15 protein-coding genes are annotated in these 19,807 nt (G+C 68.5%); 3 read left to right on the top strand and 12 right to left on the bottom strand.

All coding sequences use genetic code 11. From position 1 onward, the window contains the following. Positions 1-13: 13 nt before the first annotated feature. Genes glcF through glcD form a run of 3 tightly spaced genes read right to left on the bottom strand, consistent with a single transcriptional unit; the run spans position 14 to position 3,804 of the window. Entirely contained in the window at positions 14-1,246 is a 1,233-nt protein-coding gene (gene glcF / locus AR540_RS17040; RefSeq protein ID WP_059230402.1) for a glycolate oxidase subunit GlcF, read from the bottom strand. 12 nt (positions 1,247-1,258) lie between these two features. Further along, complete coding sequence (gene glcE / locus AR540_RS17035; protein WP_059230401.1) at positions 1,259-2,305, bottom strand: glycolate oxidase subunit GlcE; 1,047 nt, start codon at positions 2,303-2,305, stop codon at positions 1,259-1,261. Further along, positions 2,305-3,804, bottom strand: a complete 1,500-nt coding sequence (gene glcD, locus AR540_RS17030) for a glycolate oxidase subunit GlcD (protein WP_059231542.1) — start codon at positions 3,802-3,804, stop codon at positions 2,305-2,307. The genes glcE and glcD overlap by 1 nt, the downstream gene beginning before the upstream one ends. A gap of 208 nt (positions 3,805-4,012) precedes the next feature. On the opposite strand from glcD, the gene glcC reads away from it, so the two are divergent. After that, complete coding sequence (gene glcC, locus AR540_RS17025) at positions 4,013-4,780, top strand: transcriptional regulator GlcC (RefSeq protein WP_059230400.1); 768 nt, start codon at positions 4,013-4,015, stop codon at positions 4,778-4,780. 146 nt (positions 4,781-4,926) lie between these two features. After that, a complete protein-coding gene (locus AR540_RS17020) occupies positions 4,927-6,291 on the top strand; it encodes a hemolysin family protein (RefSeq protein WP_059230399.1) in 1,365 nt (454 codons plus the stop codon). 202 nt (positions 6,292-6,493) lie between these two features. Here AR540_RS17020 and AR540_RS17015 read toward each other — a convergent pair whose 3' ends face one another. Beyond that, positions 6,494-8,392, bottom strand: a complete 1,899-nt coding sequence (locus AR540_RS17015) for a sensor domain-containing diguanylate cyclase (RefSeq protein WP_059230398.1) — start codon at positions 8,390-8,392, stop codon at positions 6,494-6,496. Between the two features lie 301 nt (positions 8,393-8,693). Next, on the bottom strand, positions 8,694-9,581 hold the full coding sequence (locus tag AR540_RS17010) for a M23 family metallopeptidase (RefSeq protein WP_059230397.1): 888 nt from the start codon (positions 9,579-9,581) through the stop codon (positions 8,694-8,696). 349 nt (positions 9,582-9,930) lie between these two features. Between AR540_RS17010 and AR540_RS17005 the strand changes: the two genes are divergently transcribed. Next, positions 9,931-10,749, top strand: coding sequence for an AraC family transcriptional regulator (locus AR540_RS17005; protein WP_059230396.1), 819 nt, complete (start codon positions 9,931-9,933; stop codon positions 10,747-10,749). Between the two features lie 210 nt (positions 10,750-10,959). Here AR540_RS17005 and AR540_RS17000 read toward each other — a convergent pair whose 3' ends face one another. The 7 genes from AR540_RS17000 to AR540_RS16970 form a co-directional block, all read right to left on the bottom strand. After that, on the bottom strand, positions 10,960-11,859 hold the full coding sequence (locus AR540_RS17000) for a peptidoglycan DD-metalloendopeptidase family protein (RefSeq protein WP_059230395.1): 900 nt from the start codon (positions 11,857-11,859) through the stop codon (positions 10,960-10,962). A 77-nt stretch (positions 11,860-11,936) separates the two neighbouring features. Beyond that, entirely contained in the window at positions 11,937-12,869 is a 933-nt protein-coding gene (locus AR540_RS16995) for a response regulator (protein WP_059230394.1), read from the bottom strand. 72 nt (positions 12,870-12,941) lie between these two features. Further along, positions 12,942-13,667, bottom strand: coding sequence for a phosphate signaling complex protein PhoU (gene phoU / locus AR540_RS16990; RefSeq protein WP_058760439.1), 726 nt, complete (start codon positions 13,665-13,667; stop codon positions 12,942-12,944). 58 nt (positions 13,668-13,725) lie between these two features. Continuing rightward, on the bottom strand, positions 13,726-14,553 hold the full coding sequence (pstB, locus tag AR540_RS16985) for a phosphate ABC transporter ATP-binding protein PstB (RefSeq protein WP_153014267.1): 828 nt from the start codon (positions 14,551-14,553) through the stop codon (positions 13,726-13,728). A 20-nt stretch (positions 14,554-14,573) separates the two neighbouring features. After that, complete coding sequence (gene pstA, locus AR540_RS16980; RefSeq protein WP_059230393.1) at positions 14,574-16,286, bottom strand: phosphate ABC transporter permease PstA; 1,713 nt, start codon at positions 16,284-16,286, stop codon at positions 14,574-14,576. Next, positions 16,273-18,558, bottom strand: coding sequence for an ABC transporter permease subunit (locus AR540_RS16975; protein WP_059230392.1), 2,286 nt, complete (start codon positions 18,556-18,558; stop codon positions 16,273-16,275). Before AR540_RS16975 ends, pstA begins: the two co-directional genes overlap by 14 nt. Before the next feature lie 94 nt (positions 18,559-18,652). Further along, positions 18,653-19,627 (bottom strand): PstS family phosphate ABC transporter substrate-binding protein, encoded by a 975-nt coding sequence (locus tag AR540_RS16970; protein ID WP_059230391.1) that lies wholly within the window; start codon positions 19,625-19,627, stop codon positions 18,653-18,655. Between the last annotated feature and the right edge of the window lie 180 nt (positions 19,628-19,807).

Raw genomic sequence — 19,807 nt, 5'->3', positions numbered from 1 at the left:
GGGCCTCCAGGGTTCAGGGTTGGGTCGGAGCGGCCAGGGCCGCGTCGAGGATTTCGATCCAGTGGCGCACCGGGGTGCGCCCGGCGCCGTCGAGATGGCTCTGGCAGCCGATGTTGGCGGTGGCGATCACCTCCGGACGACCACTCTCCAGGGCGTCGAGCTTGGCGTCGCGCAGCCGCCGCGACAAGTCCGGCTGGGTCAGCGAATAGGTGCCGGCCGAGCCGCAGCAGAGGTGGCCGTCGGGTACCGGCGCCAGCGGAAAGCCGAGGCGTTGCAAGACGCCTTCCACGGCGCCACCCAGGCGCTGGGCGTGCTGCAGGGTGCAGGGACAGTGGAAGGCCAGCCGCGGGGTGTCCTTCAGCTGCAGCGCTTCCAGCGGTAGCTCGCGCAGCACCTCCACCAGGTCACGGGTGCGCGCCGAGACCTCGCGAGCCTTGGCGGCATAGGCCGGGTCGTCCTTCAGCAGGCTGGCGTATTCCTTGACGAAGGCACCGCAGCCGCTGGCGGTCTGGATGATGGTCTCGGCGCCGCCCTGCAGCGCCGGCCACCAGGCGTCGATATTGCGCCGGGCACGATCCAGTCCGGCCTCCTGGGCATTGAGGTGGTAGTCCACCGCGCCACAGCAACCGGCGCGCGGTGCGGCGTCCAGGCTGATGCCGAGGCGATCCAGCACCCGCGCGGTGGCGGCATTGGTATTGGGCGACAGTCCCGGCTGCACGCAGCCCTCGAGGATCAGCATGCGCCGCGCATGGCGCGGTGCCGGACGCACGCCCGGGGCGGCGATGCGCGCCGGGAGCTTGGCCTGGACACCTGCCGGCAACAGCGGCTTCAGTGCCTGGCCGCCTTTCAGCAGCGCCCCGAACAGTCGCGGCTGCGGCAGCACCTGGCGCAGCCCGGCGCGCAGCAGGCGCTGGCCCAGCGGCCGCGGTACCCGGCGCTCCACCTCGGCGCGGCCGATGTCGAGCAGTTCGTGGTAGGAGACGCCCGAGGGGCAGGTGGTCTCGCAGTTGCGGCAGGTCAGGCAGCGGTCGAGGTGCTCGCGGGTCTTTTCGCTGACCTCGCCGCCTTCGAGCATGCCCTTGATCAGGTAGATGCGCCCGCGCGGCCCGTCCAGCTCGTCGCCGAGCAGCTGGTAGGTCGGGCAGGTGGCGTTGCAGAAGCCGCAGTGCACGCAGCTGCGCAGCACCCGCTCGGCATCGGCGGCGCGGGGCAGTTCACGGGCGGCGGGACTCAGATTGGTTTGCATGACGTCTTTCCCCTACAGCCCGGCGTACAGCCGACCCGGATTGAAGATCCCCTGGGGGTCCAGGCGCGCCTTGAGGCGGCGGTGATAGTCGAGCAGCGCGGCGGGCAGCGGATGCTGGGCCTCGCGCTCGGCGTCCGGCGTGTAGCACAGCGCATGGCCACCGGCACGCTCGGCGATCTCGCGCAGGACCGTGGCCGGGGCATCGCTCTTGAGCCAGTACTGGGCACCGCCCCAGTCCAGCAATCGACTGCCGGGCAGGTCGAGCAGCGGGGTGTTGACCGGTACCGACAGCCGCCACAGGGGCGCGGGGCCAGCGAAGAAGGCCAGGCGCTGTTCGTTGAGCTCGTCCCAGAAGGCCTCGCCCAGGACGTCACCGCCCAGGCGATCGGCCGCCGAGCGCACCGAGCCCTCGCCGCCTTCCAGGCGCAGGTGCAGCCGCTGGCCGTCATGGCAGGCCGCCGAGATCGGCAGCGCCTCGCGACCCCAGACGGCGAGGCGCTGCAGGGCGCGTTCGGCGTCCAGCTCCAGGCTCAGGCTCTGGGTGCAGCGCGGCCTGGGCAGCACCTTGAAGGACACCTCGGTGATCACCCCCAGGCAACCCTGGCTGCCGGCCAGCAGGCGGGAGACGTCGTAGCCGGCGACGTTCTTCATCACCTCGCCGCCGAATCTCAGGTGCTCGCCGGTACCGGTGATCAGCCGGGTACCCAGGACGAAGTCCCTCAGGCTGCCGGCCCAGGGGCGGCGCGGACCGGAGAGACCGCAGGCCAGGGTGCCGCCGACGGTGGCACCCTGGCCTAGTTGCGGCGGTTCGCAGGGCAGCATCTGCCCCCGTTCGGCCAGGGCGGCATTGAGTTCGGCCAGGGGCGTGCCGGTACGTACCGTGGCCACCAGCTCGGTGGGATCGTAGTGCACCAGGCCACGATGGCCGCTGACGTCCAGCGGCTCGCCGTCGACCGCACGGCCCAGGTGGGCCTTGGTGTCGCCACCGTGGATGCGCAGCGGCTGGTGGCGGACCAGGGCCTCGCGGACCTGGTCGAGGAGCAGATTCAGATTATCCATCAGAAGCGCTCCAGTTCGGGGTGGGGCAACCGGCCGTGGTGCACGTGCAGCCCGCCGAATTCGGCGCAGCGCTGCAGGGTCGGCACGTTCTTGCCGGGGTTGAGCAGGCCGGGGGCGTCGAAGGCCGCCTTCACCGCATGGAAGAAGGTCAGCTCGCCCGGCTGGAACTGGGTGCACATGGCGTTAATCTTTTCGCGGCCCACGCCGTGTTCGCCGGTGATGGTGCCGCCCACCGCCACGCAGAGGTCGAGGATGCGGCCGCCCAGGGCTTCGGCCTGTTCCAGTTCGCCGGGCCGGTTGGCATCGAAGAGGATCAGCGGATGCAGGTTGCCGTCGCCGGCATGGAAGACGTTGCCCACCGCCAGGCCGTACTCCGCCGACAGCGCCTCGATGCCACGCAGCACCTCGGGCAGGGCCCGGCGTGGAATGGTGCCGTCCATGCAGTAGTAGTCGGGCGACAGCCGCCCCACCGCGGGAAAGGCATTCTTGCGTCCGGCCCAGAATGTCTGCCGCTCGGCCTCGTCGCGGGCCAGGCGGATCTCGGTGGCGCCGGCAGCGGCCAGCAGGGCGCTGACCCGCTCGATGTCGGCGGCCACGTCGGCTTCCACCCCGTCCAGCTCGCAGAGCAGGATGGCGGCGGCGTCCACCGGGTAGCCGGCGTGGATGAAGTCTTCGGCGGCCCTCAGGGTCAGGTTGTCCATCATCTCCAGGCCACCGGGGATGATGCCCGCGGCGATGATGTCGGCCACCGCCGCCCCGGCGCGTTCGATGTCGGCGAAGCTGGCCATGACCACCCGGGCACAGGGCGGCTTGGGCAGGAGCTTGACGGTCACCTCCACCACCACCCCGAGCAGCCCTTCGGAGCCGGTGAACAGCGCCAGCAGGTCGAAGCCGGGGCTGTCCAGGGCGGCGCTGCCCAGGGTCAGGCGTTCGCCCTCCAGGGTAACGATCTCCACCGCCAGCACGTTGTGCACGGTCAGGCCGTATTTCAGGCAGTGCACGCCGCCGGCGTTCTCGGCCACGTTGCCGCCGATGGAGCAGGCGATCTGCGAGGAGGGATCGGGCGCGTAGTAGAGCTCAAAGGGCGCCGCGGCCTGGGAGATGGCCAGGTTGCGCACCCCGGGCTGGACCCGGGCACGGAGTCCATCGGGGTCCACCTCCAGGATGCGATTGAAGCGCGCCATCACCAGCAGCACGCCCTGCTGCAGTGGCAGGGCGCCGCCGGAGAGACCGGTGCCGGCGCCACGCGCCACCAGGGGTACGTTCAGCTCGTGGCACAGGCGCAGCGTCGCCTGCACCTGCTCCACCGTTTCCGGCAGCACCACCAGCAGTGGCGTGGTGCGATAGGCCGCCAAGCCGTCGCATTCGTAGGGTTTGAGGTCTTCCCTGTCATGCAGCAGGCAATGCTCGGGCAGTTCGGCACGCAACCGCTGCAGCAGTTGCGCCTTGTCCGGGCGGGGCAAGGCGCCGTCGAGACGTTCGTCGTAGACCAGGCTCATCGGGTAACCGCCCTTGTTGTTGTTCTGGCTCAAGAGGCTTCGTTGTACCCCGAGACCAGCGCGGGCGTCCATGACCGCGAACACTGGTCATACCAGTTTTTGCCGCCTCTTCGACCAAAGAACCAGGCCACTCCATGAGGCTTGACGACCTCTTCAGCCAGTGGCTCACTAGCCTTAACCCTCGTGGTCATACCAGCAGGAAACCAGCATGTCCGTTGCCACCGCCCGCCTTCCCGTTGCCGAGAACGTCAGCCAGCAGATCGAACGCCTGGTGGTGGACGGGGTGCTCAAGGTCGGCCAGCCGCTGCCCTCCGAACGGCGCCTGTGCGACAAGCTCGGCGTCTCCCGCACCGCGCTGCGCGAGGGCCTGGGGCTGCTCCGCGCCCGCGGCATCATCGAGACCCGCCACGGCCAGGGCAGCTTCGTCGCCCGCCTGGCGGCACCGGCGGCGGAGAATCCCCTGCTGCACCTGTTCAGCAGCCAGCCGCGTACCCTCTACGACCTGCTGGAGGTCCGCGCCCTGCTCGAAGGCGAGGCGGCGCGCCTGGCCGCGCTGCGCGCCACCACCGCCGACCTGGTGCTCATAGGCCGCCGCTACGACGAGCTGTGCGCCGCCTGCCAGGACCCGGCCAGCCTGCCGGCGGAAACCCACGCCCGCCTCGACCATGCCTTCCACTTGGCGATCAGCGAGGCCTCGCACAACCCGGTGCTGGTCCACACACTGCAATCGCTCAACGAGCTGCTGCTGGGTTCGGTGTTCGCCTGCATCGCCAACCTCTACCATCGCCCGCCGCAGCGCCGCGAAATCGACGCCCAGCATGCCCGCCTCTATGCCGCCGTGAGCCAGCGCCTGCCCGACGAAGCCCACGCCGCCGCCCGCGAGCACATCCACAGTGTCAGGGACAGCCTGCGCGAGATCGAACAGGAAGAGCAGCGCCTGGTGCGGGCGACCATGCGTCTGGAAGGCTGGACCTAGCGAAAAAGGCTCGCCGACAAAGGCCGACGCCAGAGCCGCTGCCCGTCAGCCCAGGGTGCGCCCCGTCCCTCCAGCGGGCGCAACATCTTGCAACTGCCCTGCCCCGCCCCCATGCTTAGCCGACCTTTTTCCAGCTCCCGGCCCTAATGGACCCTTCCACTAGTCTTTCCTCGACGTTGTTCGCCGATCTCGGCCTCGTGTTCTTCGCTTTCTTCCTCGTGCTGCTCAACGGCTTCTTCGTTGCCGCCGAGTTCGCCATGGTCAAGCTGCGCGCCACCCGCGTGGAGGCCATCGCCAAGAAGCACGGCTGGCGCGGACGCATTCTCAAGAAGGTGCATAACCAGCTCGACGCCTACCTTTCCGCCTGTCAGCTCGGCATCACCCTGGCGTCCCTGGGCCTGGGCTGGGTCGGCGAGCCGGCCTTCGCCGAACTCCTCGAACCGCTGCTGGGTGCCGCCGGGGTCAACAACCCCGAGGTGGTCCACGGCATCTCCTTCCTCACTGCCTTCTTCATCATCTCCTACCTGCACATCGTGGTCGGCGAGCTGGCGCCCAAGTCCTGGGCGATCCGCAAGCCCGACCTGCTGTCGCTGTGGACGGCGGTGCCGCTGTACCTCTTCTACTGGCTGATGTACCCGGCCATCTGGCTGCTCAACGCCAGTGCCAACGCCATCCTGCGCATCGCCGGCCAGGGCGAGCCGGGCGCGCACCACGAACACCACTACAGCCGTGACGAACTCAAGCTGATCCTGCACTCCAACCGCGCCACCGACCCGGACGCCCGGGTGCTGGCCTCGGCCGTGGAGCTGGGCGAGCTGGAGGTGGTGGACTGGGCCAACTCGCGCGAAGACCTCATCTACCTGGACAGCAAGGCCAGCCTGGACGAGATCCTCACCCAGATCCGTCGCTCCAAGTACAGCCGCTACCCGGTCTACGACGAAGACAGCCAGACCTTCACCGGGGTGCTGCACATCAAGGACCTGCTGCTGGCCATCGCCGGCCTGGACAGCGAAGCCGCCTCCTTCGACCTCGACGACCTGGTGCATCCGCTGGAACGGGTGACCAAGCACATGCCGCTGTCCGACCTGCTGGAGCAATTCCGCCGCGGCGGCGCGCACTTCGTGCTGGTGGAGGAAGCCGACCACAAGGTCATCGGCTTCCTGACCATGGAGGACGTGCTGGAGGTGCTGGTGGGCGACATCCAGGACGAACACCGCAAGACCGAACGCGGCGTGGTCGCCTACCAGCCGGGCAAGCTGCTGGTGCGCGGCGACACCCCGCTGTTCAAGGTCGAGCGCCTGCTCGGTATCGATCTGGACCACGTCGAGGCCGAGACCCTGGCCGGCCTGATCTACGACAGCCTGAAGCGTGTCCCCGAAGAGGAGACGGTGCTGGAAGCCGAAGGCCTGCGCATCATCGTCAAGAAGATGAAGGGTCCGAAGATCGTGCTGGCCAAGGTCATCAAGCTCGACCCCCAGGAACCGAAGCGCCGCCCGACCGACGACCGCTGAGAGCCTGTTCAAAATCTGCTGCGCGTCGGCCAAACCGCGTTGAAAATGGCCTGGAAGGCCAGCCCCGTCGGAATGCTCATTTACCACTCGTAAACCCGAGCGCGGGTCCGATCCGCTTCCTCAGCCCTTTTCGCGGGGCCGCCTAGGCCTTGTTTGGCGCTAGCTCTCGAGATTTTGAACAGGCTCTGAGGCGCGGCGGGTGTCAGCCCTGGCTGCTCAGCAGTTGGGGCAGGCCATCGCTGAGGCAGACGCGATTGCGCCCGCCACGCTTGGCCGCATAGAGCGCCCGGTCGGCATCCTCCAGCAGGCCCTGACCATGCTCCAGGTTGCTCGGCACGGCCACCGCCACGCCGATGCTCACCGAGGGGCGCAGCAGCCCGTGCTCGCTCTGCAGTTCCAGCCCCGCCACCTGCTGGCGAATACGCTCCGCCAGCAGGTGGGCGGCCTCGGGATCGCTGCCCGGTAGCGCGATGACGAATTCCTCCCCGCCGTAGCGCGCCGCCACCTCCCCTGCCCGCTGCGCGTGCTGACGCAGCAACTCGGCCACGCACCTCAGGCACTCGTCGCCCAGGGTATGGCCATGGGTATCGTTGACCGTCTTGAAGTGATCGATGTCCACCAGCAGCACTGCCAGCGGCACCTCGGCGCGGATGGCGCGGCGGATTTCCTGTTGGAACACCCGCTCGAAATGCCGGCGGTTGCTCAGCCCGGTCAGGGGGTCGGTCTGGCTCTGGTGCAGCAGCTCGCGATTGAGCCGCTCCAGGGACGCCTTGGCCTGCTGCAATTCCACGGTGCGCAAGGCCACCCGCAGTTCCAGCTCGACGAAGGAGGCCTCGCGCTCGCGGGCCAGGGCGGCCGAAGCCTCCAGGGCCTGCCGCTGGGCCTCGATCCGCTGCCGCCGCTGTTGGCTCAAGCCTTCGGTAAGCCCCAGGGACAGCATCACGAACCCCAGGGCGAAGCCGGTCATCTGGCCGTAAAGAGCCGGGCTTTCCGGTGCCAGCCAGCCGGCGATGGTCAGCAGTTGCGCCAGGCTGCCCAGCAGCAGCAGGCCCCAGGCGGCGCTGAACCAGAGCGCCATGCGACTGCCGCGCAGGGCCAGGTGGGTGGTGGTGCCGAGCAGCACCAGACAACTCAGCGCCATCATGCCGAGCAGGCCCTGGAAGCTCAGCAGGTTCGGCCAGGCCAAAGCGATGACCAATCCCAGGCTCCAGTAGCCGATCAACAGGCGATTGCCGAGGTCGAGCCAGCGCTCGCCGCGATAGAGGCTGAGCAGATAGCGAACGAACAGTCCCCCGCTGAGCAGGCACAGCGCAGCGAAGGCCTGGTGCGCGCGGAGACCGAAGGCCGGGCTGTCCGGCCAGAGCAGCCAGGCGCCATAGCCGGTGGTGACCGCCTGGTAGCCGATGACGCTCATCAGGTAGAAGGCATACCAACCGAATCCCGAGCGCCGGCCGAAGCTCCACAGCGTGAGGGTCAGCAACAGGATGGTGACCAGGCAACCGAAGAAACCGCCGATCAGCCAGGCATCCTGCTGCGCCTCGGTGAGGTAGGTGGCCGGCGTCACCAGGCGCAGCGGCAGCACGAAGGTCTCCCGGGAATCCACCCGCAGATAGACCTCCTCCACGGCTCCGGCGGTGGGTGCCAGGGCGAACATGGGTTGGCGGCCCGGCAGCGCACGCTCCCTGGCCGGCAGGGCGATCCCGCTGAACTGCGGCGCGCTCCACTCGCCCGTGGCGCTGCGCGTACGCAACTCCAGCCGATCCAGCACCGCCCAGCTGGGAATCAGCCACCAGGCCCGGTCGTCGTGGCTTTGCAGACGAAAGCGCAGCCAGAGGCCCTGGCGACCATCATGGAGCAGCGTTTCCAGCACCCCCGGGGCATGCCAGCCGCGCTGCGCATCCACCGGCTGAGCAGCGGCTTCGGCGAAGCTCAGGCTGGCAGGCGCCTTGAGGATTTCCAGGAACGGGCGGGGATCGTAGCTGCGTGCCGGATCGTCGAGCGTCAGCACCTCGGCGCGACCGGTGGTAGCGAAGACCAGCAGCGGCAACCACAGCACGGCGCTGCACCCCCAGAGGCGCAAGGCGGCCAAGAATCCATTCATGGGTATCGTCCACAGCTGGTAGGGGGAGAGGGCAGCTGGCGAAGCAGGGAGGACAGGGAAATCTGGTGATAGCATAACGCCACTCACCCCGATCCTGGCAATGGATTTCTGACCAATACGACGACTTCGGTCGCGCGCGCGAGGCCTGGCGACCGGGTGGGTGAGCGCGAAACGTTGGCGCAGGGACTGGTGTGGTGTTTCAGAAGTTAACTACACAATGTTGGCGGCGCCTTTTCGGCCGCAGCGCCGAACCGCCCCAAAATCACTCGCCAATTCTCGCGCGAACGTCTGAAACACCACACTAGCGGTCGCCCAGGGCCATATTGGGCAGGGCCGCCAGGGGACGCACGAAGCGGAAGGGGATGGACACCAGTTCGCCGCCTTCGCGCGCCTGCACCACGAAATGCAGGTGCGGACCGGTGCTGCGCCCGGTATTGCCCGACTCCGCCAGCGGCGTGCCCACCTCCACCCGCTCGCCGGGGCGAACCTTGACCGAGCCGCGGCGCAGGTGCAGGTAGGCGCTCTGGCTACCGTCCTCATGGGCGATGCGCACGAAGTTGCCGGACGGACTGGGCCCATGGCCGAACTGACCATTCTCGACCTCGATCACCGTGCCGGCGCGGGCAGCGGCGATGGGCGTGCCCTCGGGCATGGCGATGTCGACCGCGTAGCGACCCTTGGGGGTGTTGTGGCTGAAGTCACCGCCGGCGCCCTGGGTCACGTAGTAGACGCCCTGGCGCCAGGGCCAGGCGTAGCCATAGCCCAGGCCGCTGGGGTTACCGCCCACGGTGCCGTCCGCCGTCGGCGGCAGGCTGCCGACCGGCAGTTGCGGACTGTAGCTGAACGACTGGTCGAAATGCATGGGGAAGCCCTGCTGCCGCTTGCGGATCACCGCCAGCTGCACCGTGGAGCGCGGCTCGATGACCTGGCGGATCGGCCGCTCGGCGCCGGCCACGTTGACGGTGCGCTGCAGGCGCAATTCGACTCGAACCGGTACGTCGAAGTCGTTGCGCACCTCGAAGATGCGGCCTTCGCTGGCAGTGCGCACCTTGAGCTTGACCTGCCCCTTGCGGGCCTGGCTCTTGGCGGAAACCTTGCTGCTGGCGGAGGACTCGGCGGCCTGGCTGGCGACAGGGGCGGCCAGGGCGAGGGTCAGGCAGGTGATCAGGGCGGTCAGGCGTCGGTCCATGGCATAGGGCCACCATGATGAACAAGGGCCGAACCTAACAAAGCCGCATCGAGCGGGCGATCACCAAACCGCGGCTTTGTGAAGCCGCTGGCAAAGCATCGATGCGAATAAAAAAGCGTGGTACTCAGATCCCTGTACCACGCTGCCACCGACAAGACGGTAGTTCAAATGCACTGCCAGCCTTTCAGGCTAGCGAACCAAGTGGCCGGTGTTCTGTGCGACACTCCTGCGAGAGACCTGTCCTCGGCGTACAGGCGCCTCCCCCACCAGTCCGCACGATGCTCCGGCCATAGTGCGGCAGGTTAGGCCCTAGCGCCTCGTCGATGCCCAACCGAAACGGACAGCCGTTATGCAGGAACAGACAATCGACCGGTATCCCAGGTCGATCGCGGCACCACCTTCGGCGCCCGCCGTGACGCCCCTGGTGTCGCAACTCAACACCTTCGCCCATGGCCAGGTGTGGCCGCCGCACGCTCACGCCCAGGCGCACCTGATGTACACGGTCAACGGGGTACTGGAGGTCAGCACCGAGGAAGGCGTCTGGTACGTGCCGCCCAAGCAGGCGATCTGGATTCCGCCCGGGGTCGAGCACCAGGCACGCGCCAATGGCGAGGCCACCCTGCAGGTGATCATGATCGACCTGCCCCGCGAGTTGCCCTCACCGCAATCGGCCACCCGCATGTCGGCTACCCGCATGGTGCTGATCTCGCCGCTGTTGCGGGAACTGCTACGCTGCCTGCGGCGTGGCGGCAACACCTATGGGGAGGCCGACCTGGGCCGCCATGTCCGGGCGCTGATGCTGGCGGAGCTGGTCTTCCTCGAAGAGAGCGCCCTGCACCTGCCCGCCCTGGCCGACCGCCGCCTGCGCACCATCCAGACCAGCCTGCATGCCGATCCGGCCAACGACACGGCGCTGGCGACCTGGGCGCAACAGCTGCACCTCTGCTCGCGCAGCCTCGCCCGGCTGTTCCTCAAGGAAACCGGCACCAGCTTTTCCACCTGGCGCCAGCACACCCGCCTGATGCTGGCCCTGCCACGGCTGGCCGCCGGGGAGCCGGTGACCCGGGTAGCCCTGGACCTGGGCTATGCCTCGCCCTCGGCCTTCACCCGCATGTTCCGCCGGGTGCTGGGGGTATCGCCCAGCGAGTACCTCGACGCCCAGGGCTGACGCCCGGCAAGGGGCAGAGCCTGCGCAAAGGCTCGCGAGCTAGAGCCAAACAGGGCCCGGACGGCCCCGCGAAAACACCTGAGGAAGCGGATCGGACCCGCGCCCGGCCTTACCAGTGGTGAGCAGTGCGACGAGGCCGCCCAGGCGGAGCTGCGACCCAGGGCCTTACAACGCAGTTCGGCCGACGCACCGCAGCCTTTGAACAGGCTCTCAGGGTCCGCCGACGGCGAAATTGGGTAGGCTGTCGACCGCCTGGGCGAAGCGGAAGGGAATGGATTCGACCGCCTCGCCGGTGTTGCGCTGGACGACGAAGTGCAGGTGCGGCCCGGTGCTGCGCCCGGTGTTGCCTGAAGCGGCCAGGGCCTGTCCGGTACGTACCCACTGACCCTCGGTGACCTTGATCGAACCGCGCTGCAGGTGCAGGTAGACGCTCATGGTGCCGTCGTCATGGAGGATGCGCACGAAGTTGCCGGAGGGGTGGTTGCCGCGACCGTCCTGGTCGTTCTCCACCTCCACCACCTGACCGGCGCGCGAGACCACGATGGGCGTGCCCTCGGGCATGGCGATGTCCACCGCATAGCGACTCTTGGGGGTGTTGTGGCTGAAGCCGCCGCCGGCCCCCTGGCTGACGCTGAAGGGCCCGCCCAGCCAGGGCAACGGATAGGCGAAGCCGGACGCGAAGACCGGCGTGGCGCTGCCCATCAGGGTGGTGAGTTGCGGGGTGTAGCGCTGTGGCCGGCTCGGATCGGGCGCGACCAGGGTCGCCAGGCGGGTCAGGCTGCGCGCCGGCAGGACCTTGCGGATCGGCGCCGCGCCCACGCCGCTGACGTTCTGCAGCGCGGAGAGCCGCAGGGTGACGGTCACCGGCAGGAAGCTGTCGTTGCGCACTTCCAGCACCGTGCCACCGGCATAATGCCGCGGCTGCAGCTTGACCCGCTGGTCCAGTCGTTCGATCGGGTCGTCGCTGAAGGTCATCACCTTGGCGCCCTTCTGCGCCTTGTCGGTGTAGGTCACCACGCCATTGGCGTCGACGTACTTGTAGATCGGTGCCGCGAGCGCGGCACCGCTCAGGACGAGGCAGAAGAGCAGCAGGTGACGGGCGTAGGGCATGGCAGGAGCGTCAGGAATCCGCGATGAGGCGGATCGAAGCAGTCTCCGTGCCAGCGCCCTCATGCCCCGGCTCCGTCCTAGGCGCCCGGCACGTAATGCCGCTGAGCGGTGCCCTTGGCGATCAGCCGCGACAGATAGTCGAGCTTGGCCGGGTCCCGGTCGATGAAGCGGAAGTTGACCTGCACCCACTCGCTGGCCGGGGTCGGTTCCACCGCGGCCAGCGAATGCAGGTAGCCATTGAGGCGCGCCACCTCGTCGCCGTCTTCGCCCTGCTCCAGGTCGAGCACGGCGGTTTCCAGGATCTGCGGCAGCGGATCGCCGCGGCGTACCACCAGCAGGGCCTCCTTGATGCTGAGCGCCTTGATCAGGCAGGCCATGCTGGCATTGGGCAGCCGCAACTGACCCTGGCCGAAGTTGGCGGCGGGCTTGCCGCGGGCGGCGCTGGACGGCGGTGCCGAGCCGGTCAGGAGGGCGGCGCTGGCACTGGCGGCCGGTGCCGGCGCGGCGACCGGGGCCGCCGGGCTCGACTGGACCACGTCGCTGCGGTTACCGGTGAGGGCGCCGAGGGAATCGTTGGCGAAGCCGGTAGCCGGGCGCGGCTGGGCGCCAGCCTGCAGTTCGGCGAGCTTGCCGGTGCGCTGCAGGGCCTTCTTGACCTTGGCGGCCAGTTGCTCGTTGGAGAAGGGCTTGCCCATGTAGTCGGACACGCCGGCCTGGATGGCCTGGACGACGTTTTCCTTGTCGCCGCGGCTGGTGACCATGATGAAGGGCACGCCTTTGTGATCCGGCTGGGCGCGGAACCAGGTCAAGAGTTCCAGACCGGTCATGCCGGGCATTTCCCAATCGCAGAGGATGAGGTCGAAACGCTGCTTGCCGAGCATCGTCTGGGCACGGCGACCATCGGCCGCCTCGTCCACCGCCAGCCCGGGAAACAGGTTGCGCAGGCCCTTCTTGATCAGGTCGCGGATGAAGGGCGCATCGTCCACTACCAGTACGTTCAACTTGCTCATCGGTCACTCCATGCCAAGTCTTGCAGCATAGCAGGCAGCCCCGGGTCGCCACCCGGGGAGTGACCGGGCGGATCATTCGCGCGACCGATTGACCTCTTCGGCCATGCGCTTGAGGCCCAGGTGGCGAACGTCGGTGCCCTGCACCAGGTAGATGACCAACTCGGCGATGTTGCGGGCGTGGTCACCGACGCGCTCCAGGGAACGCAGGACCCAGATGATGCTCAGCACCCGGGAGATGGAGCGCGGGTCTTCCATCATGTAGGTAGCCAGCTCGCGCAGGGCGGACTTGTATTCGCGGTCGATCAGCTTGTCGTACTGGGCCACCGACAGCGCCAGCTCGGCGTCGAAGCGGGCGAAGGCGTCCAGCGCCTGGTGCACCATCTTGCGCACCTGTTCGCCGATGTGACGGACCTCGACGTAGCCGCGCGGGGCCTCGCCGTCCTCGGTCAGCTCGATGGCGCGACGGGCGATCTTGGAGGCTTCGTCACCGATGCGCTCCAGGTCGATCACCGACTTGGAGATGCTGATGATCAGCCGCAGGTCGGAAGCCGCCGGCTGGCGCCGGGCGAGGATGCGCAGGCATTCCTCGTCGATGCCGCGCTCCATGACGTCGATCTGGTCGTCGATGGCCCGCACCTGGCGGGCCAGGCCGGCATCGGCGTCGATCACCGCGCGCACGGCGTCGCTGACCTGCTTTTCCACCAGACCGCCCATGGCCAGCAGGTGACTGCGGACCTCCTCCAGTTCGACGTTGTATTGCTGGGAGATGTGCTGCGTGTGACCGTCTTTGTTGATCATGGTGTCAGTCCTGCCTGAGATGATCGAGTCGCCGGTGGGGGCACCGGCCTGCCTGGAACTAGCCGTAGCGGCCGGTGATGTAGTCTTCGGTCTGCCGCTTCGCCGGGTTGGTGAAGAGGGTGTCGGTGTCGCCATGCTCGACGAGCTGGCCCATGTACATGAAGGCGGTGTAGTCGGAGACCCGCGCCGCCTGCTGCATGTTGTGGGTGACGATGACGATGGTGTAGCGCTGTTTCAGTTCGTGGATCAGTTCCTCCACCTTGAGGGTGGAGATGGGGTCCAGCGCCGAGCAGGGCTCGTCGAGCAGCAGCACGTCGGGCTGTACGGCGATGGTGCGGGCGATCACCAGCCGCTGCTGCTGGCCGCCGGAGAGGCCCAGGGCCGACTCGTGCAGGCGATCCTTGACCTCGTCCCACAGCGCCGCGCCGTGCAAAGCCCATTCCACCGCCTCGTCCAGCACGCGCTTCTGCTTGATGCCCTGGATGCGCAGGCCGTAGACCACGTTCTCGTAGATGCTCTTGGGAAAGGGATTGGGCTTCTGGAACACCATGCCCACCCGCCGCCGCAGCTCGGCGATCTCGGTGCCGCGGGCGTAGATGTTCTGGCCGTCGAGCAGGATCTCGCCGTCGATGCGGCAGTCTTCCACCAGGTCGTTCAGGCGGTTGAAACAGCGCAGCAGGGTCGACTTGCCGCAGCCGCTGGGGCCGATGAAGGCGGTGACACGCTGGCGCGGGATCTCCAGGGCGATGTCCTGCAGTACCTGCTTCTGCCCGTAGTACAGGCTCAGCCGCGGTACCGACAGCGCCACGCCACCTTCGCTCGCCGCGGGCGGGACGCTGGCCGCGTAGGCCGCGGCGGTTCTGAAGATGGACGAATCGGAAGGCATGGGTTCTCCTCGGCCGTACGCTAGTCTTCCAGCAGCCGATACTTCTCGCGCAACCGGTTGCGCAGGAATACGGCGGACAGGTTCAACCCGGCGATCACCAGCACCAGCAGCAGCGCGGTGGCGTAGACCAGCGGGCGGGCGGCTTCCACATTGGGGCTCTGGAAGCCGACGTCATAGATGTGGAAGCCCAGGTGCATGATCTTCTGGTCCAGGTGCAGATAGGGATAGTTGCCGTCCAGCGGCAGCGCCGGTGCCAGCTTGACCACGCCCACCAGCATCAGCGGTGCCACCTCGCCGGCGGCGCGGGCCACGGCGAGGATCAGCCCGGTCATCATCGCCGGACTGGCCAGCGGCAGCACCACCTTCCAGAGGGTCTCGGCCTGGGTCGCGCCCAGGGCCAGGGAGCCTTCGCGGATGCTGCGCGGAATCCGCGTCAGGCCTTCTTCGGTGGCGACGATCACCACCGGCATGGCGAGGATCGCCAGGGTCAGCGAGGCCCACAGCAGACCCGGGGTACCGAAGGTGGGCGAAGGCAGGCTGGCGCGGAAGAACAGCTGGTCCAGCGAGCCGCCCAGCACATAGACGAAGAAGCCCAGCCCGAAGACGCCGTAGACGATGGCCGGCACCCCGGCCAGGTTGTTGACCGCGATGCGGATGAGGCGGGTCAGCGGGCCCTGGCGGGCGTACTCGCGCAGGTAGATGGCGGCGATGACGCCGAAGGGGGTGACGATCACCGCCATCAGCAGGGTCATCATCACGGTGCCGAAGATGGCCGGGAAGACGCCGCCCTCGGTATTGGCCTCGCGCGGATCGGTGCTGAGGAATTCCCACAGCTTGGTGCCGTAGAAGCCGAGCTTGGCGCCCAGGCCCATGGCATTGGGCTGATAGGCCCGCACGATGCGGTCCAGGTTCAGCTCCAGGGTGCGGCCCTCGACGTCGCGCACCACCAGGCTATCGCGGCGTAGCGCCTGGCGCAGGCTGGCGAGCTGGTCTTCCAGTTCGTCGTAGCGCGCCTCCAGCTCGGCGCGACGGGCAGCCAGGTCGGCCTGGGCAGCGGCGTCGAGACGACCGTCCTGTTCCAGGCCGCGGCCGTCCAGGCGCAGGCGTTCCAGGGCATGGTTGACGCTGCCGATGTCGTGCTTTTCCAAACGCTCCAGGCGTGCGCTGAGATCCTGGATACGGGCCAGCCGGCGCTGCAGCTCGGGCAGCGCCGCGGCGCCCTTGGCGACCTGGCGGCCCTCCTCGCGCACCTCCACGGCATAGCCGTAGAAGTTGCCCCATTCGCGGCGCTCCAGCACCAGGACGTCCACCGGGGTGCGGCGATCCCGCAGCCAGTCGCCGATCAGCCAGACGAAATCGCTGCCCTGAAGGTCGCGATTGCCGAGCTTGAAGAGTTCGCGGGTAAGGGTTTCACCGCCGTCCGCCGGGATCGGCAGGCCGGCGCTGCGCAGCCGCTCCACCGGCACCTTTTCGCGTTCCACCACCTCGCCCAGTACGGGGCGTGACGCGAGCCCCGGCGGCGCATAGCGCGCCTCCACCACCTCGGCCGGCCAGAAGTGCGCCAGGCCGCGCACGGCGATGATGCCGATCAGGCCGAGGGTCATCAGCACGGCGATGGCCACGGCGCCGCCGCTGAGCCAGATGCCCGGCGCGCCACCGCGCAGCCAGAAGCCCAGGGTACGTCGCGGCGTGGCGCCCTGCCCCTGCGGCGCGCGTGGCTCAGAGCGCCGCATACTTTTTCCTCAACCGCTGGCGGATCAACTCGGCCAGGGTGTTCATCAGGAAGGTGAAGCTGAGCAGCACCAGGGCGGCCAGGAACAGCAGCCGGTAATGGGTGCCGCCCACCTCGGATTCGGGCAGTTCCACGGCGATGTTGGCCGCCAGGGTGCGCATGCCCTCGAACAGGTTGGCGTCCATGATCGGGGTGTTGCCGGTGGCCATGAGCACGATCATGGTCTCGCCCACGGCGCGGCCGAGGCCGATCATCAGCGCCGAGAAGATGCCGGGGCTGGCGGTGAGCAGCACCACCCGTACCAGCGTCTGCCAGGGCGTGGCGCCCAGCGCCAGGGAACCCAGGGTCAGGCTGCGCGGCACGCTGTAGATGGCGTCCTCGGCGATGGAGAAGATGTTGGGGATGACGGCGAAGCCCATGGCCAGGCCGACGATCAGGGCGTTGCGCTGGTCGTAGGCGATGCCCAGCTCCTGGTTCAGCCAGAGCCGCAGGTCGCCGGCGAACAGTGCTCCCTCGATCCAGGGGCTGAGGTAGAGGGCGAGCGCGGTGGTGAGCAGCGCCACCGGCAGCAGCAACAGACTTTCCCAGCCCTCCGGCACCCGCTCGCGCAGCGCGGCCGGCAGACGCGACCAGCCGAAGCCGGCCGCCAGGATGGCCAGCGGCATCAGCAGCAGCAGGCTGAACAGCCCCGGCAGGTGGTTTTCCACGAAGGGCGCGAGGAACAGGCCGGCAAAGAAGCCGAGGATCACCGTGGGCAGGGCCTCCATCAGCTCGATGACCGGCTTGACCGTGCGCCTCATGCGCGGCGCCATGAAGTAGGCGGTGTAGACCGCTGCGGCGATGGCCAGGGGCGCGGCGAACAGCATGGCGTAGAAGGCCGCCTTGAGGGTGCCGAAGGTCAGCGGCGCCAGGCTCAGCTTGGGCTCGAAATCGGTGGTCGCCGCGCTGGACTGCCAGACCCGCGCCGGCGCGGCGTAGTTCTCGTACCAGACCTTGTCCCACAGCGCCGACCAGGAGACTTCCGGGTGCGGATTGTTCAGGACGAAGCCCAGCAGTTGGCCGTCCCGCTGCAGCAGGAGACGATCGGCGCGAGGCGACAGGGCCAGCACGCCGGCGCCGGGAGCGATCCGCTCGCGCAGCAGGGTGCGGGCCGCGGTGCTGTGGTAGACGCCGAGCCAGCCTTGGGCATCCAGCGCCAGGAAGCCCTTGCGGCGCTGCTCGGGGATCAGTTGCACGATCGGCGCATCGCCCAGCTGGAAGCCACGGATGTACCGCAGCACTGGCTCGCCATCCTGGCCGCGGACCATGAACCACTGGGCGATGCCGCCCTTGGCGGTGCCCACCAGCAGGGACACGCCGCCGAGCAGCTGGGCGCTGGCGGTGACCTCGTCGTCGGCGGAGTCGAGCAGCTTGTAGTGGCCGTTGAGGCTGCCGTCGCGCAGGTCGAAGACGTCCGCCTGGGCGCGGCCGTTGAGGGCATAGAGCCACTGGCCGCGCGGATCGAGGTAGAGCGCCTTGACCGCGCCGTTGAGCGGAATCAGCCGCGTGACGCTGCGCACCTCGCTGCTCTCGCCGCCGGTCACCGGCACCGCGCGCCGCGCCACACGCAGGGCGGTCACCTGGTTGCCCTGGGCACCGGCGAGGACCAGCAGGTCGTCGTCACCGGCGATGGCCACCCGCTCCAGGGCGGCCGGCGGGGCGCCCAGGTCGAGGGGCGTGCGGCCGTAGGGGAAGTCGAGCTCCGGGATGATCACCCGGTTGCCCTGGGGATAGCGCGAGACATAGCGCTTGTGCGCCACCAGCACGCGGCCGTCGGACAGCCCCAGGGCGATCAGCCCGCGCGGAGCGTCCTGGGCCTGGCTGGTGATGCTGGCCCCCGGCGGCAGCGGCAGCCGCTCACGCATGAGCGGCTGGCCGTCGGCGAGGGTGAAGAAGGTGGCTTCGCCGCTGGCGGAGAGGTGCAGGCCGATGCGGTTCTGCTCGTCGAGGCCCAGCAGCAGCGGCGGGCCGGCGGCCGCCAGCCAGTCCGGCTGGGGCAGCGGCTGGGCCTGCAGGCTGGCACCGCGAAACAGTGGCGCCACCACGTAGGCCAGGTAGAAGAAGATCAGCGTGATGGTGGCCAGCACGGCGAGGCCGCCGACCAGTACGGACACCCGGATGAGTCGATCCTGCAGGGCCCGCCAACGCCGCCGTCGGCGCAGTGCGGGCGTGTTGAAGTCCAGCCGGGCGGGGCCGCGGGGATCGGGCGTGGACGGGGGTACCGGGGATTTCATGGCGCAGAGCCTAATCACGTCGTGTGACAGAAAGGTTACAGCGAATGGACAGCCGGCCGCGCCCCCGGTGAGGCGAGCGGAGGCGCGGCGGCGATCAGTAGCCCAGGGACTTCAGCGCCTGCTGCACCACCGGCGCCGGCAGTGGAATGTAGCCGTCCTTGACCACCGCTTCCTGGCCCGTGCGGGAGAGGATCAGCCGCAGGAACTCGCCCTCCAGCGGATTGAGCGGACGATTGGGCGCCTTGTTCACGTAGACGTAGAGAAAACGCGCCAGCGGATAGCGCCCGGACAGGGTGTTCTCCTGGTTGTCTTCTACATAGTCGATGGTGCCCTGCTTGGCCAGGGCCACCGTGTGGACGCTGGCGGTCTGGTAGCCGATGCCGGAGTAGCCGATGCCGCCCAGGGACTGGCTGATGGCCTGGACCACCGAGGCCGAGCCGGGCTGCTCGTTGACGTTGGCGCGGAAATCGCCACGGCACAGCGCCGCTTCCTTGAAGTAGCCATAGGTGCCGGACACCGAGTTGCGGCCGAACAGCTGGATCGGACGCCTGGCCCAGTCGCCGGTCAGCCCCAGGTCGCCCCAGGTGCGCAGTTCGCGCGGTCCACCGCAGAGTCGGGTACTGGAGAAGAGGGCATCGACCTGCTCGAGGGTCAGCTGCCTGAGCGGATTGTCCTTGTGCACGAAGATCGCCAGGGCGTCGATGGCCACCGGCACGGCGGTGGGGCGATAACCGAAGCGCTGCTCGAAGGCCTGCAACTCGGAGTCTTTCATCTTGCGGCTCATGGGGCCGATGCTGGCGGTACCCTCGGTGAGCGCGGGCGGCGCGGTGGACGAACCAGCGGCCTGGATCTGGATATTGAGGTTGGGGTACTCGCGTTTGTAGCTCTCGGCCCACAGGGTGACCAGGTTGGCCAGGGTGTCCGAGCCGACACTGGAGAGGTTGCCGGAGACGCCGCTCACCTTCTGGTACTCGGGCAAGGCGGGGTCGACGTCGGTCGCCTGGGCGACGGTCGGGCCACCAAGCGCCAGGACGAGCGCCAGCGTGGTCAGCGGAGCTCTGAGATGCATGCCGGATTCCTCGCGGGGATGGGAGACGAGCCTGGGCCGGCGACGCACAGGCGCGAGCTGGCACTCTAGGCGGCCATTGTGACGGATTTATGAAAGCCTGCCAGCGACGGCCCGTCCAGGCGGCAGAAGTGGCCACCGTGCACTAGGCTGGCGCAAGGAAAGGTGCCGCGTCCTGCCCTT

The organism is Pseudomonas sp. EpS/L25, assembly GCF_001512295.1.
In the GTDB taxonomy this organism is placed as follows: domain Bacteria; phylum Pseudomonadota; class Gammaproteobacteria; order Pseudomonadales; family Pseudomonadaceae; genus Chryseomonas.
Note: the sequence above shows the minus strand (reverse complement) of the source record. Positions and strands in the feature narration are given on the sequence as shown.